This window comes from Dactylosporangium sp. NPDC051541, from assembly GCF_044454505.1.
In the GTDB taxonomy this organism is placed as follows: Bacteria; Actinomycetota; Actinomycetes; order Mycobacteriales; family Micromonosporaceae; genus Dactylosporangium.
This window is the reverse complement of sequence record NZ_JBITDU010000004.1, coordinates 527308-553045: the sequence shown is the minus strand read 5'-3', so window position 1 is coordinate 553045 and position 25738 is coordinate 527308. Positions and strand designations below refer to the sequence as shown.

The 25738-nt window shown below is 73.5% G+C and carries 29 protein-coding genes and 1 pseudogene; 19 read left to right on the top strand and 11 right to left on the bottom strand.

Annotated features, from left to right (window positions below):
• Nucleotides 1-3 precede the first annotated feature (3 nt).
• The 4 genes from ACIA8L_RS22050 to ACIA8L_RS22035 form a co-directional block, all read right to left on the bottom strand.
• Nucleotides 4-594 (bottom strand): phosphoesterase PA-phosphatase, encoded by a 591-nt coding sequence (locus tag ACIA8L_RS22050; protein WP_395907298.1) that lies wholly within the window; start codon nucleotides 592-594, stop codon nucleotides 4-6.
• Nucleotides 595-687: 93 nt separating this feature from the next.
• On the bottom strand, nucleotides 688-1923 hold the full coding sequence (locus ACIA8L_RS22045; RefSeq protein ID WP_395907295.1) for a hypothetical protein: 1236 nt from the start codon (nucleotides 1921-1923) through the stop codon (nucleotides 688-690).
• A complete protein-coding gene (locus ACIA8L_RS22040; RefSeq protein ID WP_395907293.1) occupies nucleotides 1920-2456 on the bottom strand; it encodes a SigE family RNA polymerase sigma factor in 537 nt (178 codons plus the stop codon). The genes ACIA8L_RS22045 and ACIA8L_RS22040 overlap by 4 nt, the downstream gene beginning before the upstream one ends.
• 171 nt (nucleotides 2457-2627) lie before the next feature.
• On the bottom strand, nucleotides 2628-4457 hold the full coding sequence (locus ACIA8L_RS22035) for a hypothetical protein (RefSeq protein WP_395907290.1): 1830 nt from the start codon (nucleotides 4455-4457) through the stop codon (nucleotides 2628-2630).
• Nucleotides 4458-4823: 366 nt separating this feature from the next.
• Between ACIA8L_RS22035 and ACIA8L_RS22030 the strand changes: the two genes are divergently transcribed.
• The 10 genes from ACIA8L_RS22030 (at nucleotide 4824) to ACIA8L_RS21985 (ending at nucleotide 12446) form a co-directional block, all read left to right on the top strand.
• Complete coding sequence (locus ACIA8L_RS22030; RefSeq protein WP_395907287.1) at nucleotides 4824-5486, top strand: DUF1775 domain-containing protein; 663 nt, start codon at nucleotides 4824-4826, stop codon at nucleotides 5484-5486.
• 69 nt (nucleotides 5487-5555) lie between these two features.
• Complete coding sequence (locus tag ACIA8L_RS22025; protein ID WP_395907284.1) at nucleotides 5556-6449, top strand: ABC transporter ATP-binding protein; 894 nt, start codon at nucleotides 5556-5558, stop codon at nucleotides 6447-6449.
• Nucleotides 6446-7168 (top strand): ABC transporter permease, encoded by a 723-nt coding sequence (locus ACIA8L_RS22020; protein WP_395907282.1) that lies wholly within the window; start codon nucleotides 6446-6448, stop codon nucleotides 7166-7168. The genes ACIA8L_RS22025 and ACIA8L_RS22020 overlap by 4 nt, the downstream gene beginning before the upstream one ends.
• 20 nt (nucleotides 7169-7188) lie before the next feature.
• Nucleotides 7189-8316 carry a sensor histidine kinase gene (locus ACIA8L_RS22015; RefSeq protein ID WP_395907281.1) on the top strand — a complete coding sequence of 376 codons (1128 nt, stop codon included), beginning with the start codon at nucleotides 7189-7191 and terminating at the stop codon, nucleotides 8314-8316.
• 23 nt (nucleotides 8317-8339) lie between these two features.
• Nucleotides 8340-8999, top strand: a complete 660-nt coding sequence (locus ACIA8L_RS22010; RefSeq protein ID WP_395907279.1) for a GntR family transcriptional regulator — start codon at nucleotides 8340-8342, stop codon at nucleotides 8997-8999.
• Between the two features lie 94 nt (nucleotides 9000-9093).
• Complete coding sequence (locus ACIA8L_RS22005; protein ID WP_395907277.1) at nucleotides 9094-9519, top strand: MarR family winged helix-turn-helix transcriptional regulator; 426 nt, start codon at nucleotides 9094-9096, stop codon at nucleotides 9517-9519.
• Nucleotides 9520-9616: 97 nt separating this feature from the next.
• Nucleotides 9617-10519: an NmrA family NAD(P)-binding protein gene (locus ACIA8L_RS22000; RefSeq protein ID WP_395907275.1), complete on the top strand. Its 903-nt coding sequence runs from the start codon at nucleotides 9617-9619 to the stop codon at nucleotides 10517-10519.
• A 4-nt stretch (nucleotides 10520-10523) separates the two neighbouring features.
• The gene (locus tag ACIA8L_RS21995; protein ID WP_395907273.1) at nucleotides 10524-10958 is read left to right on the top strand and encodes a hypothetical protein; all 435 of its coding nucleotides are present in this window, start codon (nucleotides 10524-10526) and stop codon (nucleotides 10956-10958) included.
• Nucleotides 10910-11902 carry an NAD(P)/FAD-dependent oxidoreductase gene (locus ACIA8L_RS21990; protein ID WP_395907270.1) on the top strand — a complete coding sequence of 331 codons (993 nt, stop codon included), beginning with the start codon at nucleotides 10910-10912 and terminating at the stop codon, nucleotides 11900-11902. The genes ACIA8L_RS21995 and ACIA8L_RS21990 overlap by 49 nt, the downstream gene beginning before the upstream one ends.
• Nucleotides 11903-12002: 100 nt before the next feature.
• Entirely contained in the window at nucleotides 12003-12446 is a 444-nt protein-coding gene (locus tag ACIA8L_RS21985; protein WP_395907268.1) for an Hsp70 family protein, read from the top strand.
• Here the strand turns inward: ACIA8L_RS21985 and ACIA8L_RS21980 are convergent.
• Nucleotides 12443-13363, bottom strand: coding sequence for a polysaccharide deacetylase family protein (locus ACIA8L_RS21980; RefSeq protein ID WP_395907265.1), 921 nt, complete (start codon nucleotides 13361-13363; stop codon nucleotides 12443-12445). The genes ACIA8L_RS21985 and ACIA8L_RS21980 overlap by 4 nt on opposite strands.
• Before the next feature lie 67 nt (nucleotides 13364-13430).
• Here ACIA8L_RS21980 and ACIA8L_RS21975 point away from each other — a divergent pair, with 67 nt between their 5' ends.
• From ACIA8L_RS21975 to ACIA8L_RS21955, 5 genes are all read left to right on the top strand, one after another.
• Nucleotides 13431-13859, top strand: coding sequence for a helix-turn-helix domain-containing protein (locus tag ACIA8L_RS21975; protein WP_395907262.1), 429 nt, complete (start codon nucleotides 13431-13433; stop codon nucleotides 13857-13859).
• A 10-nt stretch (nucleotides 13860-13869) separates the two neighbouring features.
• Nucleotides 13870-14286 carry a VOC family protein gene (locus ACIA8L_RS21970; protein ID WP_395907260.1) on the top strand — a complete coding sequence of 139 codons (417 nt, stop codon included), beginning with the start codon at nucleotides 13870-13872 and terminating at the stop codon, nucleotides 14284-14286.
• Between the two features lie 9 nt (nucleotides 14287-14295).
• Entirely contained in the window at nucleotides 14296-14958 is a 663-nt protein-coding gene (locus ACIA8L_RS21965) for a hypothetical protein (RefSeq protein ID WP_395907257.1), read from the top strand.
• Entirely contained in the window at nucleotides 14955-15476 is a 522-nt protein-coding gene (locus ACIA8L_RS21960; RefSeq protein ID WP_395907254.1) for a GNAT family N-acetyltransferase, read from the top strand. Before ACIA8L_RS21965 ends, ACIA8L_RS21960 begins: the two co-directional genes overlap by 4 nt.
• A gap of 82 nt (nucleotides 15477-15558) precedes the next feature.
• The gene (locus ACIA8L_RS21955; RefSeq protein ID WP_395907253.1) at nucleotides 15559-16191 is read left to right on the top strand and encodes a DUF998 domain-containing protein; all 633 of its coding nucleotides are present in this window, start codon (nucleotides 15559-15561) and stop codon (nucleotides 16189-16191) included.
• Nucleotides 16192-16494: 303 nt separating this feature from the next.
• On the opposite strand, the pseudogene ACIA8L_RS21950 reads toward ACIA8L_RS21955, so the two are convergent.
• Nucleotides 16495-16674 (bottom strand): annotated as a pseudogene (locus ACIA8L_RS21950) (helix-turn-helix domain-containing protein); the annotation flags it as partial.
• Between the two features lie 24 nt (nucleotides 16675-16698).
• On the opposite strand from ACIA8L_RS21950, the gene ACIA8L_RS21945 reads away from it, so the two are divergent.
• Complete coding sequence (locus ACIA8L_RS21945; RefSeq protein ID WP_395907251.1) at nucleotides 16699-17904, top strand: MFS transporter; 1206 nt, start codon at nucleotides 16699-16701, stop codon at nucleotides 17902-17904.
• On the opposite strand, the gene ACIA8L_RS21940 is transcribed toward ACIA8L_RS21945, so the two are convergent.
• From ACIA8L_RS21940 to ACIA8L_RS21930, 3 genes are all read right to left on the bottom strand, one after another.
• Nucleotides 17867-18355 (bottom strand): metallophosphoesterase family protein, encoded by a 489-nt coding sequence (locus ACIA8L_RS21940; RefSeq protein WP_395908057.1) that lies wholly within the window; start codon nucleotides 18353-18355, stop codon nucleotides 17867-17869. The genes ACIA8L_RS21945 and ACIA8L_RS21940 overlap by 38 nt on opposite strands.
• A 14-nt stretch (nucleotides 18356-18369) precedes the next feature.
• On the bottom strand, nucleotides 18370-18924 hold the full coding sequence (locus ACIA8L_RS21935) for a TetR/AcrR family transcriptional regulator (RefSeq protein WP_395907248.1): 555 nt from the start codon (nucleotides 18922-18924) through the stop codon (nucleotides 18370-18372).
• Nucleotides 18925-18996: 72 nt separating this feature from the next.
• Nucleotides 18997-19428 carry a hypothetical protein gene (locus ACIA8L_RS21930; protein ID WP_395907246.1) on the bottom strand — a complete coding sequence of 144 codons (432 nt, stop codon included), beginning with the start codon at nucleotides 19426-19428 and terminating at the stop codon, nucleotides 18997-18999.
• Nucleotides 19429-19514: 86 nt separating this feature from the next.
• Between ACIA8L_RS21930 and fdh the strand changes: the two genes are divergently transcribed.
• The 3 genes from fdh to nrfD all read left to right on the top strand — a co-directional run bounded on the left by fdh (nucleotide 19515) and on the right by nrfD (nucleotide 24651).
• Complete coding sequence (gene fdh / locus ACIA8L_RS21925; RefSeq protein WP_395907244.1) at nucleotides 19515-22718, top strand: formate dehydrogenase; 3204 nt, start codon at nucleotides 19515-19517, stop codon at nucleotides 22716-22718.
• A gap of 17 nt (nucleotides 22719-22735) precedes the next feature.
• A complete protein-coding gene (locus ACIA8L_RS21920; RefSeq protein ID WP_395908055.1) occupies nucleotides 22736-23485 on the top strand; it encodes a 4Fe-4S dicluster domain-containing protein in 750 nt (249 codons plus the stop codon).
• A 122-nt stretch (nucleotides 23486-23607) separates the two neighbouring features.
• Entirely contained in the window at nucleotides 23608-24651 is a 1044-nt protein-coding gene (gene nrfD / locus ACIA8L_RS21915) for an NrfD/PsrC family molybdoenzyme membrane anchor subunit (RefSeq protein WP_395907241.1), read from the top strand.
• Here the strand turns inward: nrfD and ACIA8L_RS21910 are convergent.
• Complete coding sequence (locus tag ACIA8L_RS21910) at nucleotides 24648-25166, bottom strand: hypothetical protein (protein WP_395907239.1); 519 nt, start codon at nucleotides 25164-25166, stop codon at nucleotides 24648-24650. The genes nrfD and ACIA8L_RS21910 overlap by 4 nt on opposite strands.
• Nucleotides 25163-25720 carry a hypothetical protein gene (locus tag ACIA8L_RS21905; RefSeq protein WP_395907237.1) on the bottom strand — a complete coding sequence of 186 codons (558 nt, stop codon included), beginning with the start codon at nucleotides 25718-25720 and terminating at the stop codon, nucleotides 25163-25165. Before ACIA8L_RS21905 ends, ACIA8L_RS21910 begins: the two co-directional genes overlap by 4 nt.
• Nucleotides 25721-25738 lie beyond the last annotated feature (18 nt).

The following is a 25738-nucleotide window of genomic DNA, read 5'->3' as shown; positions in this document are numbered from 1 at the left end:
TGCTCAGCGCAGCAGCGCGAAGACCGGGCCGGTCGTGAGCAGCCCGACGACCGCGCCCGCGATGACCTGTGGTGTGGTGTGGTCGCGCAGCCGGACACGGGACCAGCCGACCGCGGCCACCAGCACCGCCGTGCTCAGCAGGGCCGGGCCCAGCGCGAGCGCGAGCACGGCCATCGTCCCGGCCGCGACGGCGGCGTGCACGGAGAGCTTCCAGAAGTGGTTGACGACGGTCGCGACGAGGCCGCCGAGGAAGTGGGCGACCACGAGCGCGACGAGTTCCCGCGGCGCGTGCAGCGCGAGCTGCAGGCCGAGGCCGACCAGGACCAGGACCAGCCCCACCGCGAGCGGCTTCGTGCGCTGCTCGCGGTGGCCGATGTGCCGGTCGCTGAGCCGGCCCCGGCGCACGCCGTACCAGATCAGCGTGTACGGCAGGATCGCCGAGAACAGGCTGGCCAGCAGCCCCCAGGCCAGGCCGCGCGGCACCGAGCCGGTCGCGTGCACCCCGATGACCAGCGGCAGCAGGCTCGCCAGGACGGCCGGCGCGAACACCTCGGTGAGTAGCCGGGCCAGGCGGTTCGGGAACGCTTTCGTCATGGCCGGCCAGCATAGAGGGTGCCCGATCGATCGGTTGGCCCGGCGTGACGCCCGCCGGACCACCACGGCGGTGGGTCCGGCGGGGTCATCGGACTACGCGGCGGAGCCGCAGTGCCAGATCACCGGCGTGTACGACGCCTTCGTCGGCCCGTAGTAGGTGCCGAACACGTCGCCGTTGTCGGTCACGCCGCCGGTTGCGGTCTTGGTGTCGCCGGGCGCGGCCAGCCGCACCGGGGTGCCGTCCGGGCGGTAGGCGACCTGGACGCCGTCGGTGATCCAGCCGGTGGCGCTGATCTGCATGCCCAGCGCTCGGTTCTGGCCGTCCGGCACGGCCGGGACGGTGGTCAGCTGGTTGGTGGTGAGGTCCCACTTGGGGATGTAGCCGGGGATCCAGCCCGTGGCGTAGTTCCCGGCCGTCGGCCCGGCCGCGACCGTCCAGCCCTGGGGGTTGGAGAGCTTGGTGTCGTTGCCGGTGAGGTCCCAGAGGTGGATGTCCCGCATCTTGCCGTCGCCGATGTACCCCAGGAGGCGGGTGTCGGCGGTGACTGCGGCGACGCTGCCCAGCGGCGGCAGGGGTACCAGGGTCGGCTTCGTGCTCCCGGCCTTCCAGACGATGCCCTGAGTGGCGCCTTCGGGCTGGTCGTTCTCCGGCTTGATGGTGTCGGCGATGTCACCGTGCTCGTTGATCGTGACGTTGCCGAACTGCCGCCATCCGTCCGGGACCCCCTCGAGCCGGGTCATGACACCGTCGGCGTATCGGAAGTACCACCCGGCCGAGTTCGGATCGCTGTCGCCGGCCTCGCCCACCGCCACGCCGTGCGAGTTGATCGACTTGATCTGGACGCTGGCCGCGAACCGGAGGTTCTTCGGCACGCCGTCGACCCACAGGACGCTGCTGAAGTTCTCGCTGTCGTCGATCGCGTGGGCACTGACGTAGCGGCCGGACGGGTCGACGGTGTCGATCTGCAGACCGGCCGCCCCGGCCGGCTTCGTCAGGGGCGTCATCGGACACCGCGGCTTGACGTCGGTCACGCCCGACAGTCCCGGAGCCGACGGCGACGCCGGCGCGGCACTGCGCGATGGCGCCACGGCCGGTGCGCTCGTCTCCGGCCGGTCGGCGTCGGCCTTCGCGACGACGACGGCCATCGCCGCCACGAGCGCCACCGCGGCGACGCCGCTCGTCACGCCCGCGGCCCGCCGCCAGGCCGACATGCGCCGGCCGGTGCGCATCGCCGCCGCCAGGTCGACGCCGGCCCGCGGCGCCGGCACGCCGTGCAGCAGCGCGCGGACGTCGTCCTCGTCGAGCAGATCCGGTGGTGTCTTGGTCATGCGATCAGCCTCATCGTGGTCGTGCTCGGACGATCGGAACCCGGTTCGGGGCCGGACGCGGTGAGCGCGTCGCGGAGCGCGGCCAGGCCGCGCGAGCACTGGCTCTTGACGTTGCCCTCGGAGCAGCCGAGGGCCCTGGCCGTGTCCTGGACGCTCAGGTCGGCGAAGTACCGCAGCACCAGGGCGGCGCGCTGACCTTTGGGCAGCCCCCGCAGCGCGGCCAGGACGTGGTCGTACTCGCCGGCTTCGCTCGGCCCGGTGACCCGGTCCGGCGGTGAGGCCCGCAGCAGGACCCGGGACCAGCGCGACCGGCGCTCGTCGACGATCCGCCGGGTGAGGATCCGGTGGACGTACCCGTCCAGGTTCTCGACCGCGCTGACGTGCCGCCACTTGCTGTAGAGCACCGCGAGGGTGGCCTGCACGGCGTCGTCGGCCAGGTGCGGATCACCGCAGATGAGCCAGGCCGTGCGGTGCAGCCGGGGCAGGCGAGCACGTACGTATTCCACGTACTCGTCCTCTTTGTTCCGGTCCATGCAGCTCCTCAGAAGGGGATAACGAGCAGCGATCGCTGCCCCTTATCGCGCGGCACCCCTCCAGAGGTTGCACGCCCTACGCGATGGGCTCCACGCTCGACCGGTCGACGGGGCCGGGTGGGGTCGACCGGCCGGCCTCGGAGGGGGGCGGCGCGGCGACGGCCGGGGCCATCAGTTCTGGCGTTCGCGGTCGTCCTGCGAACGAAGAGCCTGCTCCGGTACCGCCGCCGCCGTCGAATCGGCGAGCAGCGCGTGCCTGGCCGCCTGGGCGCGCAGCAGGTGGGCGATCTCGGCCTCCGGCACGCCCGTGCGCAGGCAGGTGCGGCGCAGCTGGTCGTCGAGGGCGTAGTGGCCGGGGCGGAGCCGGTCCAGGCGGCGGCCGGCCAGGTTCAGGACGCTCGCCAGGACGTGTTCGCGGCGGACCGGGGCCGGGGTCTCGCCGGCGCCGGGCAGGGCGCTGTGCCACTGGCGCAGCCGTCTGGTCAGGACGACGCCGGCGACGGCCAGGGCGGCCAGGGTCGCGGCCGTCGCCGCCGTCGGGGTGACGTGGCCGGAGTGCCGGTGGCCGATGCTCAGGGCCAGCAGGGCGGCCGCGATCGCGCCGGTGGCCGCGCCGGGGAGGGCGGCCAGGACGATCGGGGCCGGGGACGACGGTGGGTGGATCTGCGCGAGGGTGGCCAGGAGCGGGGCCGTGTGGGGTGGCCAGGTCCAGGGGCGGGTCAGGACGTCGTCCAGGAGCCGGCCGTACGCGGTGCCGCGGGTCATGCGGAACGTCTGCCAGCGGCCGGCGGCCAGGGGCGGGTCGTTGTGGTCGCGGCCGGCGAGCAGGGCCGTGGCCACGCCGCGGTCGAGCTGGGCGCGGTGGATGAGGGCCGTCGGCCAGGCCGGCTGCTGCCCGCAGCGGTCCAGGATGGTGCGCAGGACCTGTGGTTCGTCGGCGGCCCGGGCCACGGCCTCGAAGTCGAGGGGGTCGGCCGCGGTCTCGGCCAGCAGGACCGCGGTCTCGGGGGCGCGGCGGGCCAGCAGGGTGAGCGGGGCCGAGCCGGGGCCACCGGTGCCCGCCATCCGGCGCAGGACGTCGCCGGCCGACGGGACCTCGGGGCTGGGGTCGTCGGCGTGGCCGCCCGCGTCCAGCAGCGGCAGGAGCGTGAGCAGGCGGGACAGCCAGCGCGGGTCGCGGGCGGCGGGTGCGGTGCCGGCCAGGGACTCGATCTCGGTGCGGGCGGCGCGGCGCACGCCGTCGTCGTCGCACGCCCCCGCGGCCAGGGCGGCCCGGAACAGCAGGCGGCGGTCCGGGAGCGTGGCCAGGTCGTCGATGATCTGCCAGCGCAGCTCCTCGGGGGCCGCCCGGCAGGCGTCGACGGCCTGGGTGAGCAGGTGGGCGGGCCACGGGCGCTGGGTTTTCAGACGGTCGCCGAGGGTGTCCCAGGTGCCGGTGCCGCTCGACGGGGATTCGGGGGCGACCGGGAGTACCACCGCCGGAATGTGAAATCCGGGAACGGGCTCGGCGTGCGAGAGGGTGACGACGGTCGAGGCCGGCGCCGCGTGCGTCAGCGGCCCCGGAAGCCCGGCGACGGCGGCCCGGACCGCGCCGCCGGCGTCGTCGAGCCCGTCGAGCAGCACCAGGTACCCGTGCTCGGTCGCCTCCTCGGCCGTGATCGCCGCGAGGATCATGTCGGCGGTGACGGGCCCGTCCGCGGCGAGGCGGGACAGGTCGACGTACACCGGCCGCTGCGCCGCGGCGGGGTCGGCGGCGGCCCGGCGCCAGGCGGCCCGCAGCAGCCACGGCAGCGGCCGCGGCCCGGCCGGCCCGGGCGCGGTGAGCAGCCATAGGCGTTCGCCGCGGCGGTCGAGGAGCGCGGCCGGGTCGACGCGCTCGCCGCCGTGGCCCAGCAGACCCGGCGCCTCGGCGCGGTCACCGGGCCCGGCTTCCAGGTGATGATCGGCTTGCCGGCGCAGCGCGCGTCGCGCCGCGTGCCGCTGCATCCGGTTCGCGGGCATCGACGTCGAAGCTCCGAAACGGTGGGGGACGGGACAATGTCCCCCCAATCGTGCGGTCGGCGATCACGAACCGTAGCCGGATCGGCCACCCGGTCCATCGAACGGGGGTCGCCCGTTCGTGGCATCAAGCGCTTGGCGGCGCCCGTTCGCCATCTCCACCTGGTCCCGCCATGCGCGTCCCCGCGCCGTCCGCACCCGCCGCCTGGTCTCCCTGCTCGCCGGCGGTGAGCACATGAGCCACATCGGCGAAAAGCTCGGCCGGAGTCGCGGGAACTTTTTGCTCCCGCGCGGCGACTATAGAAATCAATGCCGTCTGGGGAGGATCGGTCCGTGCAGATTCGCCGTGTTCTGAGAGCAGCGCCGGTCGTGCTCGCTGCCACCGTGGCCGGGCTGGTCCTCACCGCCCTGCCCGCCGCCGCCCACGTGGCCGTCAAGGCCGACAAGGCGCAGGCCGGCGCGGCCGACGTGACCATCTCGTTCAGCGCCGAGGGCGAGAGCTCCAAGGCCGGCATCGCCTCGGTCAAGGTGGCGCTGCCGGCCGGGATCGCGCCCGCCGACGTGTCCTACGTGTCGGGGCCGGCGGGCTGGACCCTCGCCGCGGACGCGGACGGCTACACCGTGAGCGGGCCGGCCCTGGCGGCCAAGAAGAGCGCCGACTACGCCGTCAAGGTGGCGAAGCTGCCCGCCGACGCCGCCGAGCTGACCTTCAAGACGCTGGTGAACTACACCGACGGCAAGGTCGACCGGTGGATCGACGCGCCCGGCACCGACAGCCCGGCGCCGGTGCTCAAGCTGGCCGCGGCTGCGCCGGTGGCGACCACGGCCGCGCCCTCGGCCCCGGCGACGTCCGCGGCCGCGCCGAGCACCCAGGCCGCGGTCACGACCCCGATCACGGACCCGACCGACGCGGCCGCCGACGACACCGACAGCTCGGCCACCCCGTGGATCGCGCTGGCCGTGGTCGTCGTCGTGGCGCTGGCCGCCGTGCTGTTCTTCCGCTACCGGAGGCGCAACTCCGAGACCTCATGACAGATGTCATGGAGGTGCGGGTGACGCGATGCAGCCGCACCCGCATCGATCCGCGGCCATGCTGAGGGCATGACGAACGAAGCAGTCCAGCTGACCGGCCTGACCAAGCGGTTCGGGCCGGTCACCGCCGTCGACGGCCTGGATCTGACGATCCGGCGGGGCGAGGTCGTCGCGCTGCTCGGGCCGAACGGGGCCGGCAAGTCCACGACGATCGACATGCTGCTCGGGCTGGCCCGCCCGGACTCCGGGGACGTCCGGCTCTACGGCGAGGCGCCGAGCCGGGCCATCGCCCGTGGTGCCGTCGGCGCGCTCATGCAGTCCGGCGGGCTGCTGCCCGACCTGACCGCCGAGGAGACCGTCCGCCTCGCCGCCGGCCTGCAGCGCGACCCGCGGCCGGTCGCCGAGGTCATCGCCCGCTCCGGGGTCGCCGAGTTCGCCAAGCAGCGGGTCGGCGGGCTCTCCGGCGGCCAGCAGCAACGCATCCGCTTCGCGATGGCCCTGGTGAGCAACCCCGAGCTGCTGGTCCTGGACGAGCCGACGACCGGCATGGACGTCGAGACCCGCCGGGCCTTCTGGACCTCGATGCGCGAGGAGACCGCGCAGGGGCGCACCGTGCTCTTCGCCACGCACTACCTCGAGGAGGCGGACGACTACGCCGACCGGATCGTGCTGCTGCGCTCGGGCCGCGTCATCGCCGACGGTACCTCCGCGCAGATCAAAGCGGCCGTCTCCGGGCGCACCATCCGGGCCACGATCCCCGGCGCCGACCTCGCGGGCCTGGCCGGGCTGCCCGGTGTCGAGCGGGTCGAGACCCGCGGCGACTCGGTGCTGCTGCACTGCGACGACTCCGACGCCGCACTGCGCGCCCTGGTCAACGCCACCGCCGCCCATGACATCGAGGTCACCAGCCGCAACCTCGAGGACGCCTTCATCGCTCTGACCGTCGCCGGGAGCCAGTCGTGAACCTCACCTACCTCCGCCTCGAAGCGGTCCGCCTGATCCGCAACAAGCGCGCCGTGATCTTCTCCACCCTGATGCCGGCCCTGCTGGTCGTCATCATCGGCGGGGTGTCCGTCGGCAACGACCCCGACGCGAAGGCGTACGTCATGGTCAGCATGGCGCTGTTCGGCGCCATGACGGCCGCGATGTTCGCCGGCGGCACCATCGCCATCGAGCGCGGCCTCGGCTGGAACCGCACCCTGCGGCTGACCCCGCTGTCGCCCGCCGCCTACGTGCTCAACAAGGTCCTGCTGTCGCTGGTCATGGGCATCCCGCCGGTGATCGTGACGTTCGCCATCGGCGCGCTCGGGCTGCACGTCCGCCTCACCGCGGCCGAGTGGGTGCTGTGCTTCGTGGGCTCCTGGCTCTCGTCGCTGCCGTTCGCCGCGCTCGGGGTGGTCGTGGGCTACCTCGCCAAGCCCGACAGCGTCCAGCAGGTCTCGGCACTGCTCAACCTGACCCTCGCGGCCTTTGGCGGCCTGTGGGTGCCGGTCACCCTGATGCCGCACGCGCTGCAGGTCATCGCCAAATTTACGCCGTCGTACTGGACCGGGCAGGTCGCCCGCAGCCCGCTCGACGGCGGCCACATCGACACCCAGGCCATCGTGGTGCTGCTGGGCTGGACCGTCGTGCTGGGTGTCATCGCCCTGCGCCGGTTCCGCGTGGACACCGCCCGCGCGTAGGACCGGTTACCTTGTTCGACATGCCGAACGCACAGCCCGCCGTCCGCTCCGGGCCCGGAAGGTTCTTCTGGCTCTGGGCGGCGGTATGGCTGTTCTACATGGCCGGCCCGATCCTCGACGCCTGGCACCGCCCCGCGGTGTGGGAGCGGATCGTGGGGCTGGTCGCCGCCCTGGTGTTCTGCGCGGTGTACCTCACCGGCTTCGTCGCCGTCCGCCGGCACTACCGGGCGACCGGCCGGGCGCCCACGGCGGCCGAGTCCGCGCTGCGGGTCGGCGGCCTCGTCGTCTCCGGCGCCGTCCTGACCCTCGTGGTCGGGGAGTCCGGGCTGACGACGCTGGTGTACATCGGGGTCACGGCCGTGTTCACCTACCCGCCGCGCACCGCGTGGAGCCTGGTGTTCGCGTCCGCGCTGACCGCCGGGGTCCTCCCGCGGATCGTCCCCGGCTGGGACGGCACGATCGACCTGGTCTTCGCGGTCATGGTCGCGGCCCTGGCCGTGTGGGGCGTGACCCGGGTCGTGCAGCGCAACGCCCAGCTCGCCGAGGCCCGCGAGGAGATCACCCGGCTGGCGATCGCGGCCGAGCGCAACCGCTTCGGCCGCGACATGCACGACCTGCTCGGCCACTCGCTGACCGTGGTGTCGGTGAAGAGCGAGCTGGCGGCCCGGCTGGTCCAGCTCGCGCCCGAGCGGGCGGAGGCGGAGCTGGCCGACATCCAGCGGCTGGTTCGCGAGGCCCTGGTCGACGTGCGGGCGGCCGTCGCCGGCTACCGCGAGATGTCCCTCGCCACCGAGCTGGCCTCGGCCCGCAGCGCCCTGGACGCGGCCGGCATCGAGGCCGACGTGCCCGTCACCGGCGAGGCCGTCGACCCGGACCGGCAGGAGCTGTTCGCCTGGGTCGTGCGCGAGGGCGTCACCAACGTCGTGCGGCACAGCGAGGCCAAGCACTGCTGGGTCCGCCTCGACCGGGCGGCCGTCGAGATCAGCGACGACGGCCGCGGCCCGGCCGGCCTCGACGCGCAGCCGGCCGAGGAGAGCGCCGGCCACGGCCTCGACGGACTCCGGGAACGCCTCGACGCGGCCGGCTGCGCGCTGACGGTCGGCCGCCGCGACGGTGGCGGCTTCCTGCTCCGCGCATCGTCGGCCTGACCGAAGGCGATATCGTCCAGATCGTGCCCCCACGAGAGGAACGAGACCGGGCCGGCTCGGCCGCCGCCCGCGACGCGCTGCGCGCGGCGATCCTGGCGGGGGAGTACTCGCCCGGCGAACGCCTGGTCGAGGCCCAGCTCAGCGTCCGTCTCGGGGCGAGCCGGTTCAACGTGCGGATCGCGCTGCAGGACCTGGCGGCCGAGGGTCTGGTCGAGATCCAGCGCAACCGCGGCGCCCACGTCCGCAAGGTCTCCATCGACGAGGCGATCGAGATCACCGAGGTCCGGATGGTCCTCGAGGGCCTGGTCGCGGCGCGGGCGGCCGAGCGGGTCGGCCCGGACCAGGCGACCGAGCTCGACGAGATCGGCCTGCTCATGCGGCGCGCGGTGACCGCCGGTGAGTACCGCCGCTACAGCGACCTCAACCACCGCCTGCACGCCCTGATCCGCGAGATCGCCGGCCACCGTACCGCCGACAGCATCATCGAAACCCTCCGCGGCCAGCTGGTCCGCCACCAGTTCATGCTGTCGCTCCTGCCGGGCCGCCCGCAGACGTCACTGCCCCAGCACGAGGCCGTGATCGCCGCGATCCGGGCCGGCGACCCGAAGGCCGCCGAGGACGCGATGCGCGAACACATCGCCAGCGTCATCGAAGCCCTCCGCTCCATAGACGCCCTGGGCTGATGCCATTATCCGGTCGTGCCGCCTCGGACGCCGCCGGGGTTGTCGTGGCCACGGCGGTAGACTGGCATCCGGCACCGGACGAGGGCAGGCGGCCATGGACTACGGCGACAAGCTCTTCTGGCTCTCGGTGTTGATTCAGCGCAAGTATGCGCAGATCTGCGCCGAGCTCGACCTGACCCCCATGCAGGCCACGCTGCTGTGCGCGATCAGGGACGAGCCGCGGCGGATGACGTACCTCGCCGCCTCGCTCGGCATGACCAAGAACGCGTTGAGCCAGCTCGTCGACCGCACCGAGCGGCGCGATCTGGTCAACCGGATGGGCTCCGAACAGGACCGGCGGGTCATCATGCTCGGCGTCACGCCGGCGGGGAAGGTGCTCGCCGAGGCGGTGTACGCCGAGACCGTCAAGCGCCTGCCCGACATCGCGGCGAGCCTCGACGCCGACGACCAGCGCGCCCTCGAGCGCGTGGCCACTGCCGTCGTCGACGCGTCCGGTGTCCGGGCGTCGACCTCAAGCTGACCTGCCGCGCTGGGCCCGCGGTACACGTGCGGCCTTGTATTGGTTCATGGCATGAACTAGATTAGTTCATGCCATGAATCAATGAAGGGCGGGCGACGTGACATCGCAGGACAGTGGCACGGTGGTGGTCTTCGGTGCGACGGGGCAGCAGGGTGGGGCGGTGGTCGACGGGCTCCTGGCCCGGGGAGCGCGGGTGCGGGCGCTCGTTCGCACGCCCGAGTCGGACAAGGCGCGGGCGCTGGCCGCCCGGGGCGTCGAGCTGACCGCGTTCCGGATCGACGACCCGGCGGCACAGGTCGCCGCGCTGGAGGCGGCCGGCGCGTTCTCCTTCATGACCCCCGACAGCAGCAGCCCCGCGGAGATCGAGGATGAGGTCCGGCTGGGCGCCGCCCTCGTCGACGCGGCGGTCGCGGCGCGCGTGCCGCACGTCGTGTTCAACTCGGTCAGCGGCGCGGAGCACGACTCGGGCGTCGCGCACTTCGCGTCGAAGGGCCGGGTCGAGGAGTACCTGCGGCAGTCCGGCCTGCGGGTCACGGTGGTCCGGCCGACCGCTTTCATGGAAAGCTTCTCGTTCGTGCCGCTGACCGTGGAAGACGGCGAGCTCGTGCTGAAGATGCCGTTTCCGGACGGCGTCGGCCTCAAGCTGGTCGCGCTCAAGGACATCGGCAACGTCGCCGCCGCGATCCTGCTCGGCCTCGCGAACGTGCCCGGCGGAGCCATCGAGGTCGTGGCCGACCAGCTGACGGGCAGCGAGATCGCCGCCGCGTTCGGCGCGCGGGCGGGGCTGCCGGCGCGCTACGAGGCCCGGCCGCTGAGCGACGTCAGCGATGTCGAGGACCGGGCGATGTTCCGCTGGTTCGCGCAGGCGTCCGCCTACCCGGCCGACCTCGCGGCGGTGCGGGAGATCGAGCCGGCCGTCTGGGACCTGCCCGAGTGGATTCGCTGCTCCGGCTGGACGGCGCCCGCGGACAGCGGCCGCCGGGACCAACGGGCTGGGTGATCGTGTGCGGCCGGTGATGCTGGTGCTGTCAGCCGCGGGTGAAGCGCTGGCCTCGGCCCTGCGCCGGCGATTCGGCGCGGACTACGAAGTCGTCGCGTTCACCGAACCGGGTGAGGCGCTGGCCGCGCTCGGCGCGATCACCGATCCGGTCGCGCTGCTGATCGCCGGGCCGGGCCAGGAGGACTTCCTGGTGGAGGCGCACGAGGAGCATCCCGGGGCGAAGCGGGTGCTGCTGGTCGCCCGGGGTGACTGGTCGGCCGGGCATCCGGCGACTCCGCCGCGGGCAAGGCGCTGCTCGAAGGGACCGCACGCGCCGGCGGCCGCCTGCCGGTGGCGTTTCATCGTGACGGGGCGGTGCTGGTCCGACCCGGTTGGCGTGACCTCGCGGACGTGCTCGGTCTGCCGACGTCGGCACCCGTCGACGGCTGCGACGTGGTGATCGTCGGGGCCGGACCGGCCGGGCTCGCCGCCGCGGTCTACGCCGCGTCCGAGGGTCTGCGCACCGTCGTGCTGGAGCCGCTGGCACCGGGCGGGCAGGCCGGCACCAGTTCGCTGATCCGCAACTACCTCGGGTTCCCGCGCGGCGTGTCCGGCGAGGAACTGACCAACCGGGCGTTCGAGCAGGCCTGGTTGTTCGGCGCCCACCTGGTGGTGTCGGCCGCGGCCACCCGGATCGCCGCCGACGGCGACGAGCGCCTGGTCTGGACCGGCGCCGGACCGCCGTTGCGGGCCCGGGCGGTGGTCATCGCGGCCGGCGTGTCGTGGCGGCGGCTGGGCGTCCCGGCGCTGGAGGACCTGATCGGGGCCGGGGTGTTCTACGGTGCGGCCGGGGCTGAGGCCGGGGCGCTCACCGGCGGCCGGGCGTACGTCGTGGGCGCGGGTAACTCGGCCGGCCAGGCCGCGCTGCACCTGGCCCGATACGCGGCCGAGGTGACGCTGGTGGTGCGCGGGGACAGCCTGGCCGCGACGATGTCGGATTACTTGATCACCGAGATCGACCAGCACCCGGCCATCCGCATCCGCACGTCGACCGAGGTCAGCGACGGCGGTGGCCGTGGCCGGCTGGAACACCTCGAACTCCGCGACCGCCGGACCGCCGCGGTTGTCACCGAGGACGCCGCAGCGCTGTTCGTGATGATCGGCGCCGTGCCCCGGACGGACTGGCTCGAGGGCGTCGTCGACCGCGACGAGCACGGCTTCATCCGCACCGGCGACTCCCTGGAGACGAGCCTCCCCGGCGTCTTCGCCGCCGGTGACGTCCGCGCCGGCTCGGTCAAGCGCGTCGCCTCCGCCGCCGGCGAGGGCGCCATCGCCATCCAACTGGTCCACCGCTACCTCGCCGACCACGACGGTCAAGCGGGAGGCGGTCCCTCGGGCCGATGACCTCGAGACCGGGGTCATCCTCAGGGCGACAGACGGGGCAGTCGAGCGTTTCGACGGGAGTCCGGTCCTGCCGTCGGCGGTGTGTGCCGATGCCGCGGGGGTGCTCCTGACCGGTCGTGACGCGGTCCTGCCGGGCCGGGTCCGGCCGGCGAACCTGGAGGGTGTTCCGAAGGGGTGCATCGACCAGGACCTGGTCTGGCTGGGCGATCGGGAGGTGCCGGTCGTCGAGCTGGTGGCGGCCGTGCTGCGGCGCGTCCGGGTCGAGGCGGAGCGGGTCGCGGGCGGAGCGGTTGCCGAGGCGGTGCTGACGTATCCGTCGGCCTGGGGTGAGGCCCGCTGCGCGCGGCTGCGGGCGGCGGCCCGAGCCGCCGGGTTCGCGGCGGTGACGCTCGTGCCGGAGCCGGTGGCTGCCGCCGCGTGGTTCGCCCGCGCCGGTTCCGGCGATGCCGGGACGGGTGAGCCCGTCGTCGTCTACGACTTCGGGGCCGGCACCTTCGACGTCGCCGTGGTGCGGCTCGGCGACGCCGCGAGCGCCGTTCGCTAGGCCGGCAGGTTCTCGAGGGTGTAGTACTGCTTCAGCCACGGAATGAGCTGGCGGTACGCCACGATCGTGTCCGGCTGCGCGTTGTCGTGGGACAGGATGATCGAGCCCTGCCGGACGTGCTTCTTGATCTCGGAGATCACCCGGTCGATGTGGGCCTGGTCGTTCTTGTCGGGCTTGTGGTTCCAGTCCTGCGGGTCGACGTCCCAGTAGATCGACTCCATGCCCATCGCCTTGGCCTTCGCGACCAGGTCGGCGCTGAAGTTGCCGCCGGGGGCGCGGAAGTACTTGATCGGGGCGTCCGCGCCGACCGCCGCGTGGATCGCGTCGTTCGTGTGCTGCAGGTCCCAGTCGATGTACGACGGGTCGCGCTTGGCCAGGTCGGTCAGGTGCTGCCAGGAGTGGTTGCACAGGGTGTGACCGTCGGCGTAGATCTGGCGGACCAGGTCGGGGTGGTCGCGGACCCGGAAGCCGACCATGCAGAACGTGGCCTTGACCCCGTTCTCGCGCAGGACCTGCAGGATCGCCGGCGTGTTGGCCGGGTCGGGGCCGTCGTCGAAGGTCAGCGCCACGTTCGTGCCGCCGGTGCGGGACAGCGAGGCGGCCGGGCCGTGCCCGTTGCCGGGCGGCCGCGCCGCGTAGCCGCCGCCCTCGGTCTTCGGCGGGGTCTTGCTCGGGGTGGGCTTCGCGGTCGTCTTCGTCGCGGACGGTGACGGCGGGGCGGCGGAGGTGGGCACGACCGGCGGCTCCGGCGACAGCGCGGGGCCGTCGCTGACGTGGGTGCCGACCGGGTAGGCCGGCTGCGCGTCACTGTGCGGTGGCTTGTGCGAGCCGCACGCGACCGCGCCGACCAGCACTCCGAGCAGCACCGCCGTCCCTGCGGCCACGGCGACGTATCGAGACCTCTGGTTGCCGAGCACTCGGCTACGCTAGCGGACCGGCACCGCTGCGCGCATCCCCCAAGCCGCCGCCCGGTACCGTGACCAGGTGTCCGTGCCCGTGGAACTGCTGCCGCATCTGCGCCGTGCGCGGGACCACATCGACCGGCACTACCGGGAGCCCCTCGCACTCGACGGGGTCGCGGCGGTCGCCGGAGTCTCGAAGTACCATTTCATCCGCTCCTTCGATGAGTCCTATGGTGAGACGCCGATGCGCTATCTCACCCGGCGGCGCATCGAACGGGCCCAGGACCTGCTGCGCAGCGCCAACCTGACGGTCACCGAGATCTGCATGGCGGTCGGTTTCACGAGCCTCGGGTCGTTCTCGGCGAAGTTCACCCGGATCGTGGGGGAGAGCCCGGTGGCCTACCGCAGCCGCTGGGCCGCCGCCGGGTCCGGGCACATCCCGGGGTGCTGGCTGTTCATGGCCGGCGTGGTCCGCAATTTCCGAGAAGGCGATCCCGGTCACCCCCGGTAACGTCGCGGCCATGATTACGAACGTCAACCTGGTCACCGTCTACTGCCTCGACCAGGACGCGACCCGCGACTTCTACGTGAACGTGCTCGGCTTCGAAGCGAGCCAGGACGTGACCCTCGGTGAGTTCCGCTGGGTGACCGTCAAGCACCCCAACCAGCCGGAGCTCGACATCACCCTCATGACCCCGGGCCCGCCGCTGGACGACGAGGCCGCCGCGTTCATCCGCCGCCAGCTCGGCAAGGGCGGCCTCGGCGGCCTCGGCCTGCGCGTCGACGACTGCCGCAAGACCCACGCCGAGCTGGTCGCGAAGGGTGTCGAGTTCGTGCAGGAGCCGGAGGATCGCCCGTACGGTGTCGAGGCCGTGCTCCGCGACAACAGCGGCAACTGGCTGGTGATCGTCCAGCCGTTCGCGCCCCCGGCGTTCTAAGGTCTGCGTATGGGTCGGCGGGCGGAGCACACGGCACGGCTGCGCTCGCTCCCGCTCGCCGACTGGCCGGCCTACCTGCGTGAGCACGGCGGGCTGCCGGGGCCGCGGGCCGACCTGGAGCTCGCACAGGCCGTCGCCGACACCGCGGACCCGGCGACCGCCGAGCGGCTGATCGACACCGACGAGGAGTACCTCGTGCTGTGCGGGACGGTCGCGCTGAGCCACGACCCGGCCCGCCTGCGGGTCCTCGCGACCGACAAGCGCTGGCGGGTCCGCGAGGGCGTCGCCATCGCCCTGCAGCGCATCGGCGACGCCGACCCGGCCCGTCTGCAGGCCCTCGCGGCCGACTGGGCCGGCGACCCGCACCCCCTCGTGCAGCGGGCCGCGGTCGCCGGCCTGTGCGAGCCCCGGCTGCTCAAGACCTCCTCCGCCGCCGCGGCCGCGATCGCGGTGTGCCGCAGCGTCACCGACTCGTTCACGGCCCGGCCCGCGCAGCAGCGCCGGGACGAGGACGTCCGCACTCTGCGCAAGGCACTCGGGTACACCTGGAGCATCGCCGTTGCCGCGGACAAACCGCACGGCCGGCCGGCGTTCGACCGGCTGGCGGCGTCGACCGATGCGGACGTGGCGTGGATCGTCCGCGCGAACCTGGGAAAGGCCCGGATGCGATGAGGACCGTCCACACCGCCGACCTCACCGCGGGGGACCGGGCGGAGCTCCGGGTGCTGCTCGACACCGCATACGCGGGGGACTTCAGCGACGCCGACTGGAGCCACGCCCGGGGCGGCCTGCACGTCCTGGCCGAGGCCGGCGGGCGGATCGTCGGGCACGCGGCCGTCGTGCAGCGGTCGCTGCTGCTCGACGGGGTGCCGGTGCGCGGCGGGTACCTCGAGGCGGTCGCCGTGCACCCGGACCATCAGCGGCTCGGGTATGCCGCGGCCGTCCTCGACGAGGCCGAGCGGATCATCCGGGCCGGGTACGACCTGGGCGCCCTGTCGGCCGGGCCGGACGCGGCCGGGCTGTACACGCGGCGCGGCTGGACCCGGTGGCCGGGGACGACGGCCGTGCTGACCCCGAAAGGGCTGACCGCGACGCCCGGTGACGACGCCACCACATTTGTGCTGCCGGTCGCCGGTGTGCCGATTGCGGGGGTACTGGCCTGCGACTTCCGATCCGGCGACGCCTGGTAGCAAACAATGTCGGCGGGCCATGTCGGATCCGGGCGGCCGCGTTCGAGGCATGGGTGAAGGACCCACCCGAGGAAGGACCGCCATGACGACCACCGCCGCCGTGACCCCCGAGATCCGCGCCAACCGCGTCACCCGCTCGCTGCTCGGCTACGGCGTCCTCGCCGGGCCGCTCTACGTCGGCGTGAGCGTCGCCCAGGCCCTGACCCGCGATGGCTTCGACATCACCCGGCACGCCTGGAGCCTGCTCAGCAACGGCTCCCTCGGCTGGCTGCAGATCACCAACTTCATCCTCACCGGGCTCATGGTCGTGGCCGCGGGCGTGGGACTGGCCCGGGCCGGTGGCCGCTGGACCGGCCGGCTGGTCGGCGTGTTCGGCCTGAGCATGGTCGCGGCCGGAGTCCTGCGGGCCGACCCGGCCCAGGGCTTCCCCGCCGGCACCCCCGACGGGGTGGGCGAGGTCACCTGGCACGGCGTCGGGCACCTGGTCGCGGGCGCGATCGGCTTCCTGTGCGTCGCCGTCGCGGCCTGGCTGTCGCCGGTCCTGAAGCTGTACTCACGGCTGTCCGGCACCGTGTTCCTGCTCGCGTTCGCCGGCATCGCCTCGGGCGCCGCGAGCCCGCTGCTGGTCCTCGGCTTCGTCGCCGGCGTCGTCGTGATCTTCACGTGGCTCGCGGTCGTGTCGATCCGGTGGTACCGCGGCCTGTCCGGCCAGTAGCCGGAACGCGTGGACGGTCACGGCGACGGGGACGGCCCCGGGGGTGTGCGCCGGCCGGGCGGCCGCGTGCAGGGCGTCACCCAGGGCCTGGATGCCTTGGCGGTACCGCTCCCAAGCCTCCGGCGCCACCCACAGTTCACCGTCCGTGGTGACGCCGGGCTGCTCGGGGTCGCGCCGGGCGGCCCGCTCCCGCAGTCCGTGCACGAGGGTCTCGGCCAGGAACGCGGTCCCCGCGCGCACGTCGGACAGCGGTGACCCGGGCACCGTGCGGTATCGCCGCTCGTGCCCGCCCCGCCGCTGGCGCTCCTCGGCCAGCTCGACCAGCCCGGCCGCGGCCAGCCGGCGCAGGTGCTGGCTGGCCAGGGCGTGCGAGACGGCCAGCTCCCGGGCCAGCTCGGCCGCCGACATCGGGCCCGGCCACATCAGGTTGAGCATGCGCAGCCGCACGGGATGGGCGAGGGCCCGCAGGACATCGTCAGCCATACCCCCAATTGTATGCTTGGGGGTATGGGGTGGCCGACGGCGCGGGTGCTGCGGGACCGCAACGCGCGGCTCTACCTGAGCGGTGTGTTCGTGTCCGGCTTCGGCGACTCGGCGATGTCCCTGGCCGCGGGCGTCTGGGTGAAGACCCGGACCGGCTCCGACGCCCTCGCCGGGGTGGTCGCGGCCGGGCTGTGGTTCGCGCTGCTGCTCGGGCCGGTCCTCGGCGGGGTCGCCGACCGGGTCGACCGGCGCCGGCTGCTGGTCGTCGTCAACCTGGCCCTGGCCGCGGTGATGGCCACGGTCGCGGCCGGGCACGTCTGGCTGATCTTCACCGCCCTGACCCTGGTCGGGGTCGGTGCGGTCCTCCTGGAGGCGGCGGAGGCGGCGCTGCTGCCGGCGGTCGTCGAGGCCGACCTGCGCGGCGACTTCAACGGCTTGACCCGCACAGTCACGGAGGGCATGAAGCTCTTCGCCCCGGCCGCCGGAGCCGCGCTGTTCACGGTGCTCGGCGGGCCCTCGGTGGCCCTGCTCAACGCGGCGACGTTCGTGCTCGCGGCCCTCGCCTTCGCGCGGCTGCGGCCCCGTCCGGCGGCGACTCCCGACGGGCCGGCGACCGACACGCCGGCGACCGACGAGCCCTCGACCGGTCGGCCGCGGCCGGCCTCGGTCCTGCGCGATCCCGAGCTGCGGGTGCTCATCCTGGTCGCGGCGGTGACGATGGTCGCCTCCAGCCTGTCCAGCAGCGCCACCTACGCCCTGCTCGACGCGATCCACCGGCCGCCCGCGTTCGCGGGGGTCCTCACCCCGGCCCAAGGCCTCGGATCGGTGGTCTGCGGGCTGCTCGCCGGGGCGCTGATGCGGCACCTGGGGGAGCGCGGCTACTCGGCGCTCGGGCTGGTCCTGGTCGCGGCCGGGGCAGTGGGCCGGGCCACGCCGTGGACCGGGGTGGTGATCGCCGGGTGCGTGCTGATGGGGCTGGGGCTGCCGGCGCCGCTGATCGCCGCCATCACCGCCGTGCAGCGGGTGATACCGCAGGAGCGGCTGGGGCGGGCGGCGGCGACCGCCAACTCGGTGATGTTCGTGCCGACCGGGCCGGCGCTGCTGCTCGGCGGGGTCGCGGTGGCGGTCGCCGACTACCGGGTGCAGACCCTGGCCGCGGCCGGGCTCGCGGCCCTCGCGGCCCTCGCGGCGGTCACGGTCGGGGCAGGCGGTGCAGTTCGACGGCGGTGACGGTACCCCCGGAGAAGGTGGCCGTCATGAAGGTGCAATGGGGCTGGCGGCGGCGGTCGGTCGGGGAGCCCGGGTTGAGCAGGCGCAGGCCGCCCGGGGCGACGGTGTCCCACGGGATGTGGGAGTGGCCGAAGACGAGCAGGTCACGGCCCGGGTAGGCGGCCGCGCACCGCTGCTCCCGGCCGGCCGCGGGGCCGGTCTCGTGCACGACCGACACCCGGACGCCGTCGAGCTCGGCCTCCGCGACCTGCGGCAGACGGGCCCGCAGTGCCGGACCGTCGTTGTTGCCGTACACCCCGATGAGCTTTGTGGCTCTTGCCTCGAGGGCGTCGAGGAGGGCTGTGTCGACCCAGTCACCCGCGTGGATGACAACGTCGGCCGCGCCGACCGCGGCCCAGACCGGCGCCGGCAGGTCCCGGGCCCGCTTCGGCACGTGGGTGTCGGCCAGCATCAGCACACGCACGGCTACGCGAACCCCTTGAGCAGCGCGGTCAGGCCCGCGTCGAACCAGGTGTCGTAATACGGAGCGGTCTCCGGCTCCGGGGGTTCGCCGCCGACCTGGGCCAGGGCGTGACCGAGCGTGAACACCGCGACCGACTGGACGATGGTGACCGCCCGCTCGTCGTCGACCCCAGCCGCGGCGAACCCGTCCAGCAGCGGTGCGATCAGTTCGCGGCCGCGCTGCTGGTCGATCGGGTGGGTGGCCAGGAGCGCGACGGCTCGGGGGTGGTTGAGGAGCATCTCCCGGTAGCCCCGCGCGAAGCTCCGCAGCGTCTCCGGCCACTTCTTGTGCGGGACGAACTCGACCGTGGCGGCCAGGAAGTCGACGACGGCGGCGAGGACGGCGTCGCGGCTGTCGAAGTGCCGGTACAGTGACATCGCGGTCACACCCAGTGCCGAGCCGAGGCGCCGCATCGTGAGCGCCTCCAGGCCCTCGGCGTCGATGACGGTGACCGCGGCGATCAGGACGTCATGGCGGTGGATGGTCGGCGGGCGGCCGGGGCGCCGGGCGGTGTCCACCCGGAAACCCTACGCGGGCCGCGGCGCCAACCGCCCGCCGCCGCGACGGATCACCACGCAAGAGATCGCGGCTCATGCGATCGTGGCCAGGATCGTCGTTCCCGCCATGGCGACGGTCAGCAGGCCGACGACCATGTGCTGCACGTCGATGACCACGGCCCGGCCCGCGGTCGGCAGGAGTTTCACCGTGCGGGCATAGTCGCGCCGGTACCGCTCCCGCTGCGCGTCGGACGCCGAGCCGAAGTAGGGCACCCACCAGCTGCGCACGTGGCCGAGCACCATGAGCGCGCAGAGGGCCAGGGACACGGCCAGGGACCACGGCCGGTGCAGGGCCACCCCGGCCGCCACGGCCAGGGGGAACGGGTAGTTGATCGCGGCCGCGAGGCGCCGGTCGTGGACGTTGTCCCGGCGCAGGTCGTTCAGCGGGAACATCGGCACCCAGTCGGTCACGACCAGCCAGAGCAGCCAGACGACGGGCACGGCGACACCCAGGGAGATGATCATCATAATTTCCTTACGTTGTAAACATACGTTGTACACAAATATGGAGCACCGGGCGGCGGGGCGCAAGAGGGAGTAGGGTCCAGGGCATGGAGTGGCTTCGGAAGTGGCCGGTTTACCGGCAGCTGACCGGGCCCGATCCGACCGGCCGCGGGGAGGCGGTGCGCTCGGCCGGGACCGCGGCCATCACCGCGCGGACCACCCAGGCCGACTCCGTCGCCAAGTCCGTCTGCCCCTACTGCGCCGTCGGCTGCGGGCAGAAGATCTTCGTCAAGGACGGCAAGGTCACCCAAATCGAGGGCGACCCCGACAGCCCTATCTCCCGCGGGCGGCTGTGCCCGAAGGGTTCGGCCAGCAAGAGCCTCGTCACCAGCCCGCTGCGGGCGACGAAGGTGCGATACCGGCGGCCCTACGGCACCGAGTGGGAAGAGCTCGACCTCGACACGGCCCTGGAGATGATCGCCGACCGGGTCGTGGCCGCGCGCGAGCAGACCTGGCAGGACAAGGACGAGGAGGGCCGGCCGCTCAACCGGACCCTCGGCATCGCCAGCCTCGGCGGGGCGACGCTGGACAACGAAGAGAACTACCTCATCAAGAAGCTGTTCACGGCCATCGGTGCGCTGCAGATCGAGAACCAGGCGCGCATTTGACACTCCGCCACCGTCCCCGGTCTGGGGACCAGCTTCGGTCGCGGCGGCGCCACGGGATTCCAGCAGGACCTGGCCAACGCTGACTGCATCGTGATCCAGGGATCGAACATGGCCGAGGCCCACCCGGTGGGCTTCCAATGGGTCATGGAGGCCAAGGCCCGCGGGGCCAAGGTCATCCACATCGATCCCCGCTTCACGCGCACCAGCGCCGTCGCCGACAAATTCGTGCCGATCCGGGCCGGGTCGGACATCGCGTTCCTCGGTGGTGTGGTCAACCACATCCTGAGCAACGAACTGGACTTCCGTGAATACGTCGTGGCCTACACCAACGCGGCCACGATCATCGGCGAGGAGTTTCGCGACACCGAGGACCTCGAGGGGCTGTTCTCCGGCTTCGATCAGGACAAGCAGGCCTACGACCCGCAGTCCTGGCAGTACGAGGGCCACGGCGAGGGCGAGGGCGAGCAGCACCACGACCCCGAGCACGGGCAGGACACCCGGGAGACCGCGGGCGGGCTGCAGCACGAGTCGCACGGGCCGCCGGTGCCGTCGAAGGTGGAGCGGGACGAGACGCTGCAGCACCCGCGCTGCGTCTACCAGATCCTCAAGCGGCACTTCGCGCGCTACACGCCGGAGGTCGTGCAGCAGGTCTGCGGCATCGACCCGGCGGACTTCGCGGCCGTGTGCGAGGCGTGGACCCGCAACTCCGGCCGCGAGCGCACGACCGCCCTGGTCTACTCGGTCGGCTGGACGCAGCACTCGGTCGGGGTGCAGTACATCCGCACCGGCGCCATCATCCAGCTCCTGCTGGGCAACATGGGGCGCCCCGGCGGCGGCATCATGGCCCTGCGCGGGCACGCCAGCATCCAGGGCTCGACCGACATTCCGACATTGTTCAACCTGCTGCCGGGGTACCTCCCGATGCCGACGGCCGGCAAGCACGACACCTTCGACGACTGGGTCGACTCGATCCGGCACCCGGGGCAGAAGGGGTTCTGGGGCAACGCGAAGGCCTTCGCGGTCAGCCTGCTGAAGGCCTACTTCGGCGACGCCGCCACCGCCGGGAACGACTACGGCTACGGCTACCTCCCGCGGATGACCGGCGACCACGGCACCTACCAGCAGGTGCTGTCCATGCTCGACGGCAAGATCAAGGGATACTTCCTGCTCGGCCAGAACCCGGCCGTCGGCTCCGCGCACGGCCGGGCCCAGCGGCTCGGGATGGCCCAGCTCGACTGGCTCGTGGTCCGCGACCTCTACGAGATCGAGAGCGCTACCTTCTGGCGGGACGCGCCCGAGGTCGAGACCGGCGAGATCGTCACCGAGGAGTGCAAGACGGAGGTGTTCCTGCTGCCCGCCGCCGCCCACGTGGAGAAGGAGGGCACGTTCACCCAGACCCAGCGGCTGCTGCAGTGGCGGCAGAAGGCCGTCGACCCGCCCGGCGACTGCCGCTCCGAGCTCTGGTTCTTCTACCACCTCGGCCGCCTCCTCAAGGACCGGCTGGCCGGGTCCACATTGGAGCGTGACCGGGCCGTGCGGGACCTGGCCTGGGACTACCCGACCCACGGCGTCCACGGCGAGCCGTCCGCCGAAGCCGTCCTGTGCGAGATCAACGGCTACGACGTCGCCTCCAGGGACCCGGTGTCCGGGTTCATGGAGCTCAAGGACGACGGCTCCACGGCCTGCGGCTGCTGGATCTACTCCGGGGTCTACGCCGACGGCGTCAACCAGGCCGCCCGCCGCGAGCCCGCCACCGCCGACGACCCGATCGGCCTCGAGTGGGGCTGGGCGTGGCCGATGAACCGCCGGATGCTCTACAACCGCGCCTCCGCGGACCCGCAGGGCCGGCCGTGGAGCGCGCGCAAGGCCTACGTCTACTGGGACGAGGCGACGGGGGAGTGGACCGGGCCGGACGTGCCCGACTTCGAGAAGACCAAGCCGCCGTCGTACCGTCCGGAGCCGGGGGCCGCGGGGCCGGCCGGGATCGCCGGCGACGACCCGTTCATCATGCAGGGCGACGGGAAGGGCTGGCTGTTCGTGCCCAGCGGCCTCGTCGACGGGCCGATGCCCACGCACTACGAGCCGGTCGAGTCGCCGGTCGAGAATCCGCTGTACAAGCAGCAGGCCAACCCGACCCGCAAGCGCTACCAGCGCTCCGAGAACCCGATGAACCCGGCCCGCAGCGAGGTCTTCCCCTACGTCTTCACCACCAGCCGGCTCACCGAGCACCACACCGCCGGCGGCATGAGCCGCACCCTCGACTACCTCTCGGAGCTACAGCCGGCGATGTTCGTCGAAGTCTCACCGGCCCTCGCCGCCGAGCGCGGCCTCGAGCACATGGGCTGGGCGCACGTCGTCACCAGCCGGTCCGCGGTCGAGGCCCGGGTCATGGTGACGGCCCGGATGCGGCCGCTGCGCATCGACGGGCGGCCCGTGCACCAGCTGTGGCTGCCCTACCACTGGGGCGGCTCCGGCCTGACCACCGGCGACTCCGCCAACGACCTGATCGGCATCGTGCTCGACCCCAACGTACTCATCCAGGAGAGCAAAGTCGGCACCTGCGACATCCGCCCCGGCCGCCGCCCGCGCGGGGCCGCGCTGCGGGCCCTGGTCGACGACTACAACCGGAGGGCCGGGCTGTGACGCAGACTCCCGAGCGGATGGGCTTCTTCACGGACACGAGCGTCTGCATCGGCTGCAAGGCCTGCGAGGTCGCGTGCAAGGAGTGGAACGCCGTCCCCGCCGACGGCCTCGACCTGCTCGGGCAGTCCTTCGACAACACCGGCCAGCTCGACGCCAACTCGTGGCGGCACGTGGCGTTCATCGAGCAGCCCGCGCCCGACGACTCCGGTGACATGCGCTGGCTGATGATGTCGGACGTGTGCAAGCACTGCACCCACGCGGCCTGCCTCGACGTGTGCCCGACCGGGTCGCTGATGCGCACCGAGTTCGACACCGTCATCGTCCAGGCCGACATCTGCAACGGCTGCGGCTACTGCGTCAGCGCCTGCCCCTACGGCGTCATCGACCGCCGCGAGGGCGACGGGCGGGCCTGGAAGTGCACGCTGTGCTACGACCGCATCGGCGACGGCCTGCAACCCGCGTGCGCCACCGCCTGCCCGACGGAGTCGATCCAGTACGGCCCCCTGGACGAACTGCGGGAACGGGCCCAGCTCCGCCTCGACCAGCTCGACCGCCCCGAGGCCCGCCTCTACGGCCACGACCCGGACGACGGCGTCGGCGGCCAGGGCGCGTTCTTCCTGCTCCTTGATGAGCCGGAGGTCTACGGCCTGCCACCCGCGCCGGTCGCCACGACGCGTAACCTGCCAGGCATGTGGAAGCGCGCCGGCTTCGCCGCGTTGACAATGGCGGCCGCGGTCGCCGTCTCGTTCCTGGGCCGCCGCCCGTGAGTGAGCCTTCGCCAACACGTGAGCCGTCGCCCGGGAGCGAGCCTTCGCCAACCCGTCCGCCATCGCCCGCGCGTGAGCCTTCGCCTGTGCGTAAGCCTTCGCCTGTGCGTAAGCCTTCGCCTGTGCGTGAGCCTTCGTCGACGCGTGAGCCTTCGTCGACGCGTGAGCCGTCGACCGTGCGGGGTCCGGGGCCGAGTGATGTGGCCGGCGCGGGCGTTTCGAAGCGAGGCGACCGGCGGCCGAAGCGGGAGCACGGCGGCGAGGACGTGCAGGTGCCGCGGGCCGACTTCAGGTCCTACTACGGGCGGCCGATCGTCAAGGCGCCGGTGTGGCGGCACGACGTTCCCGCATACCTGTTCACCGGCGGGCTCGCCGCCGGCAGCGCCCTGCTGGCCGCCGGGGCCGACCTCACCGGCCGGCCGAAGACCCGCCGCGCCGCCCGCCTGGCCGCTTTGGGCGCGCTCGGGGCCAGCACCTACTTCCTCATCAACGACCTCGGCCGGCCCGAACGGTTCCACCACATGCTGCGCGTGGCCAAGCCGACCTCGCCGATGTCGGTGGGCACGTGGATCCTCAGCGCGTTCGGCGCCGCCGCGGGCCTCGCCGCGACCACCGAGGCCCGCCCGCACGGCTTCGTCGGCGGGACCGGCCGGGCCGCCGGCATCGGGGCCGCCGCGCTCGCCCCGGCCCTGGCCACCTACACCGCCGTCCTCATCGCCGACACCGCCGCCCCGTCCTGGCACGCGGCCCGCGCCGACCTGCCGTTCGCGTTCGCCGGCAGCGCCCTGGCCAGCGGCGCCGCCGTCGGCCTGATCGCCGCGCCGACCGCCGAGGGCACCCCGGCCCGCACCCTGGCCGTCGCCGGCGTGGCCCTGGAGCTGACCGCCACCCACCGCATCGAACACAACCTGGGCCTGCTCAGCGAGCCCTACCGGACCGGCCGGGCGGGCCGCCTCCTGCGCGCCGCCCGCGGTCTGAACCTCGCCGGCGCGGCCGCCGCCGTCCTCGGCCGCCGCAGCCGGGTCCTGTCGGCCCTGTCCGGCGCCGCCCTCCTGGCCGGCTCCCTGGCCACCCGGTTCGGCATCTTCGCGGCCGGCGTGGAGTCCACGAAGGACCCGAAGTACATCGTCGAGCCCCAGAAGGCGAGCGGCCAGCACCGGGCCTAGACCCGCGCCTCGACGACGTCGAGGTAGCTCTGTGCGCGTTCGAGCCACTGCCCGACCTCGAGGTGCACGTCGCTGCGCCGCACGTCCAGGGCCGCGGCGCAGGCGGCGATCCGGGTGCGCAGGTCCTCGACCGTCTCCTCGAGGCTCGGCACCGCCGCCCGCGCGTCCCGCCGTTGCCAGAGCGCCCAGACGGCCGTGGCGGCCAGTGTCCCGGCGAGCGCGCACCCGACGAGGGCGAGCGCCAGGGCGGCGGGCCGGGCCGGGTGCGGCACCGCCAGCAGGATGGCCGCGCCGGTGACCGCGGCGACGGCCAGCTGCACCAGCCCCTGCACCGCCGGCCGCAGCGGCGGTGGCGGCGGCTCGAGGAGGCCGGCCGCGTGCATCAGCGTGTCGGAGACGAACTGCAGGCCGGCGAGGATCGCGGGCTCGGTGCCCGGATCGCGCTCCTGGAGGGTGTCGGCGGCGCGTTCGGCCGTCTCCGCGGCGGCCCGCATCCGCGCGGCGATGCCGGTCATGCGTCGTCCGTCGTGGGCCAGCCCTCGACCAGCCACATGATCTGGCAGAGCCGGCGGTCGACGCGCCGCCGCCAGTATCGCCGCACCGCGGAGGGGCGGCCGGCGGTGGCGAGGTCGGTGCGGGCCAGCCGCAGCAGGGCCAGGATCGCGGCCACCGGGCTCACCTGGGGCGGGGCCACGATCGGCGGCAGATCGGGGTGCGCGCGGGTGCGCCGCCGGCCGGCTCGGACGGCGGCCGCGGTCAGGACCCGGTCCAGCACGTAGGTCGCACCGATGGTGGCCAGGACCGCGAGGAGGATGGTCCAGCCGCCGGGGACGCCGAGGCCGTCGCCCGCGGCGGCCACCAGCCAGGCCGCGGCCCCGATCACGGCCAGGAAGACCGCGTTGCGGGTCCACGGCGACAGGGCGCCGGCCGCGTGGACGGCGGCCAGGTCGGCGGACTCCATCCGGTCGAGCGTGTCGGCGGCCAGGGGCGTGCCGGCGCCGTGGGTGAGGTCGGCCCAGCGGGCCTTCGCCAGGGCCAGGCGGTAGCGGACGAGCGTCAACTCGGACACGGGGTCATGGTCACACGG

Excerpts from the sequence above, each read along its gene's own strand:
- ACIA8L_RS21920 (WP_395908055.1), top strand. The coding sequence starts at position 22,736 with ATGGGCTTCTTCACGGACACGAGCGTCTGCATCGGCTGCAAGGCCTGC.
- ACIA8L_RS21910 (WP_395907239.1), bottom strand. The coding sequence starts at position 25,166 with ATGACCGGCATCGCCGCGCGGATGCGGGCCGCCGCGGAGACGGCCGAA.
- ACIA8L_RS22005 (WP_395907277.1), top strand. The coding sequence starts at position 9,094 with ATGGACTACGGCGACAAGCTCTTCTGGCTCTCGGTGTTGATTCAGCGC.
- ACIA8L_RS21970 (WP_395907260.1), top strand. The coding sequence starts at position 13,870 with ATGATTACGAACGTCAACCTGGTCACCGTCTACTGCCTCGACCAGGAC.
- ACIA8L_RS21955 (WP_395907253.1), top strand. The coding sequence starts at position 15,559 with ATGACGACCACCGCCGCCGTGACCCCCGAGATCCGCGCCAACCGCGTC.
- ACIA8L_RS21940 (WP_395908057.1), bottom strand. The coding sequence starts at position 18,355 with ATGCTGGCCGACACCCACGTGCCGAAGCGGGCCCGGGACCTGCCGGCG.
- ACIA8L_RS21960 (WP_395907254.1), top strand. The coding sequence starts at position 14,955 with ATGAGGACCGTCCACACCGCCGACCTCACCGCGGGGGACCGGGCGGAG.
- ACIA8L_RS22045 (WP_395907295.1), bottom strand. The coding sequence starts at position 1,923 with ATGACCAAGACACCACCGGATCTGCTCGACGAGGACGACGTCCGCGCG.
- ACIA8L_RS21945 (WP_395907251.1), top strand. The coding sequence starts at position 16,699 with ATGGGGTGGCCGACGGCGCGGGTGCTGCGGGACCGCAACGCGCGGCTC.
- ACIA8L_RS22050 (WP_395907298.1), bottom strand. The coding sequence starts at position 594 with ATGACGAAAGCGTTCCCGAACCGCCTGGCCCGGCTACTCACCGAGGTG.
- ACIA8L_RS21930 (WP_395907246.1), bottom strand. The coding sequence starts at position 19,428 with ATGATCATCTCCCTGGGTGTCGCCGTGCCCGTCGTCTGGCTGCTCTGG.
- ACIA8L_RS22040 (WP_395907293.1), bottom strand. The coding sequence starts at position 2,456 with ATGGACCGGAACAAAGAGGACGAGTACGTGGAATACGTACGTGCTCGC.
- ACIA8L_RS22035 (WP_395907290.1), bottom strand. The coding sequence starts at position 4,457 with ATGCCCGCGAACCGGATGCAGCGGCACGCGGCGCGACGCGCGCTGCGC.
- ACIA8L_RS22015 (WP_395907281.1), top strand. The coding sequence starts at position 7,189 with ATGCCGAACGCACAGCCCGCCGTCCGCTCCGGGCCCGGAAGGTTCTTC.
- ACIA8L_RS22025 (WP_395907284.1), top strand. The coding sequence starts at position 5,556 with ATGACGAACGAAGCAGTCCAGCTGACCGGCCTGACCAAGCGGTTCGGG.
- ACIA8L_RS21965 (WP_395907257.1), top strand. The coding sequence starts at position 14,296 with ATGGGTCGGCGGGCGGAGCACACGGCACGGCTGCGCTCGCTCCCGCTC.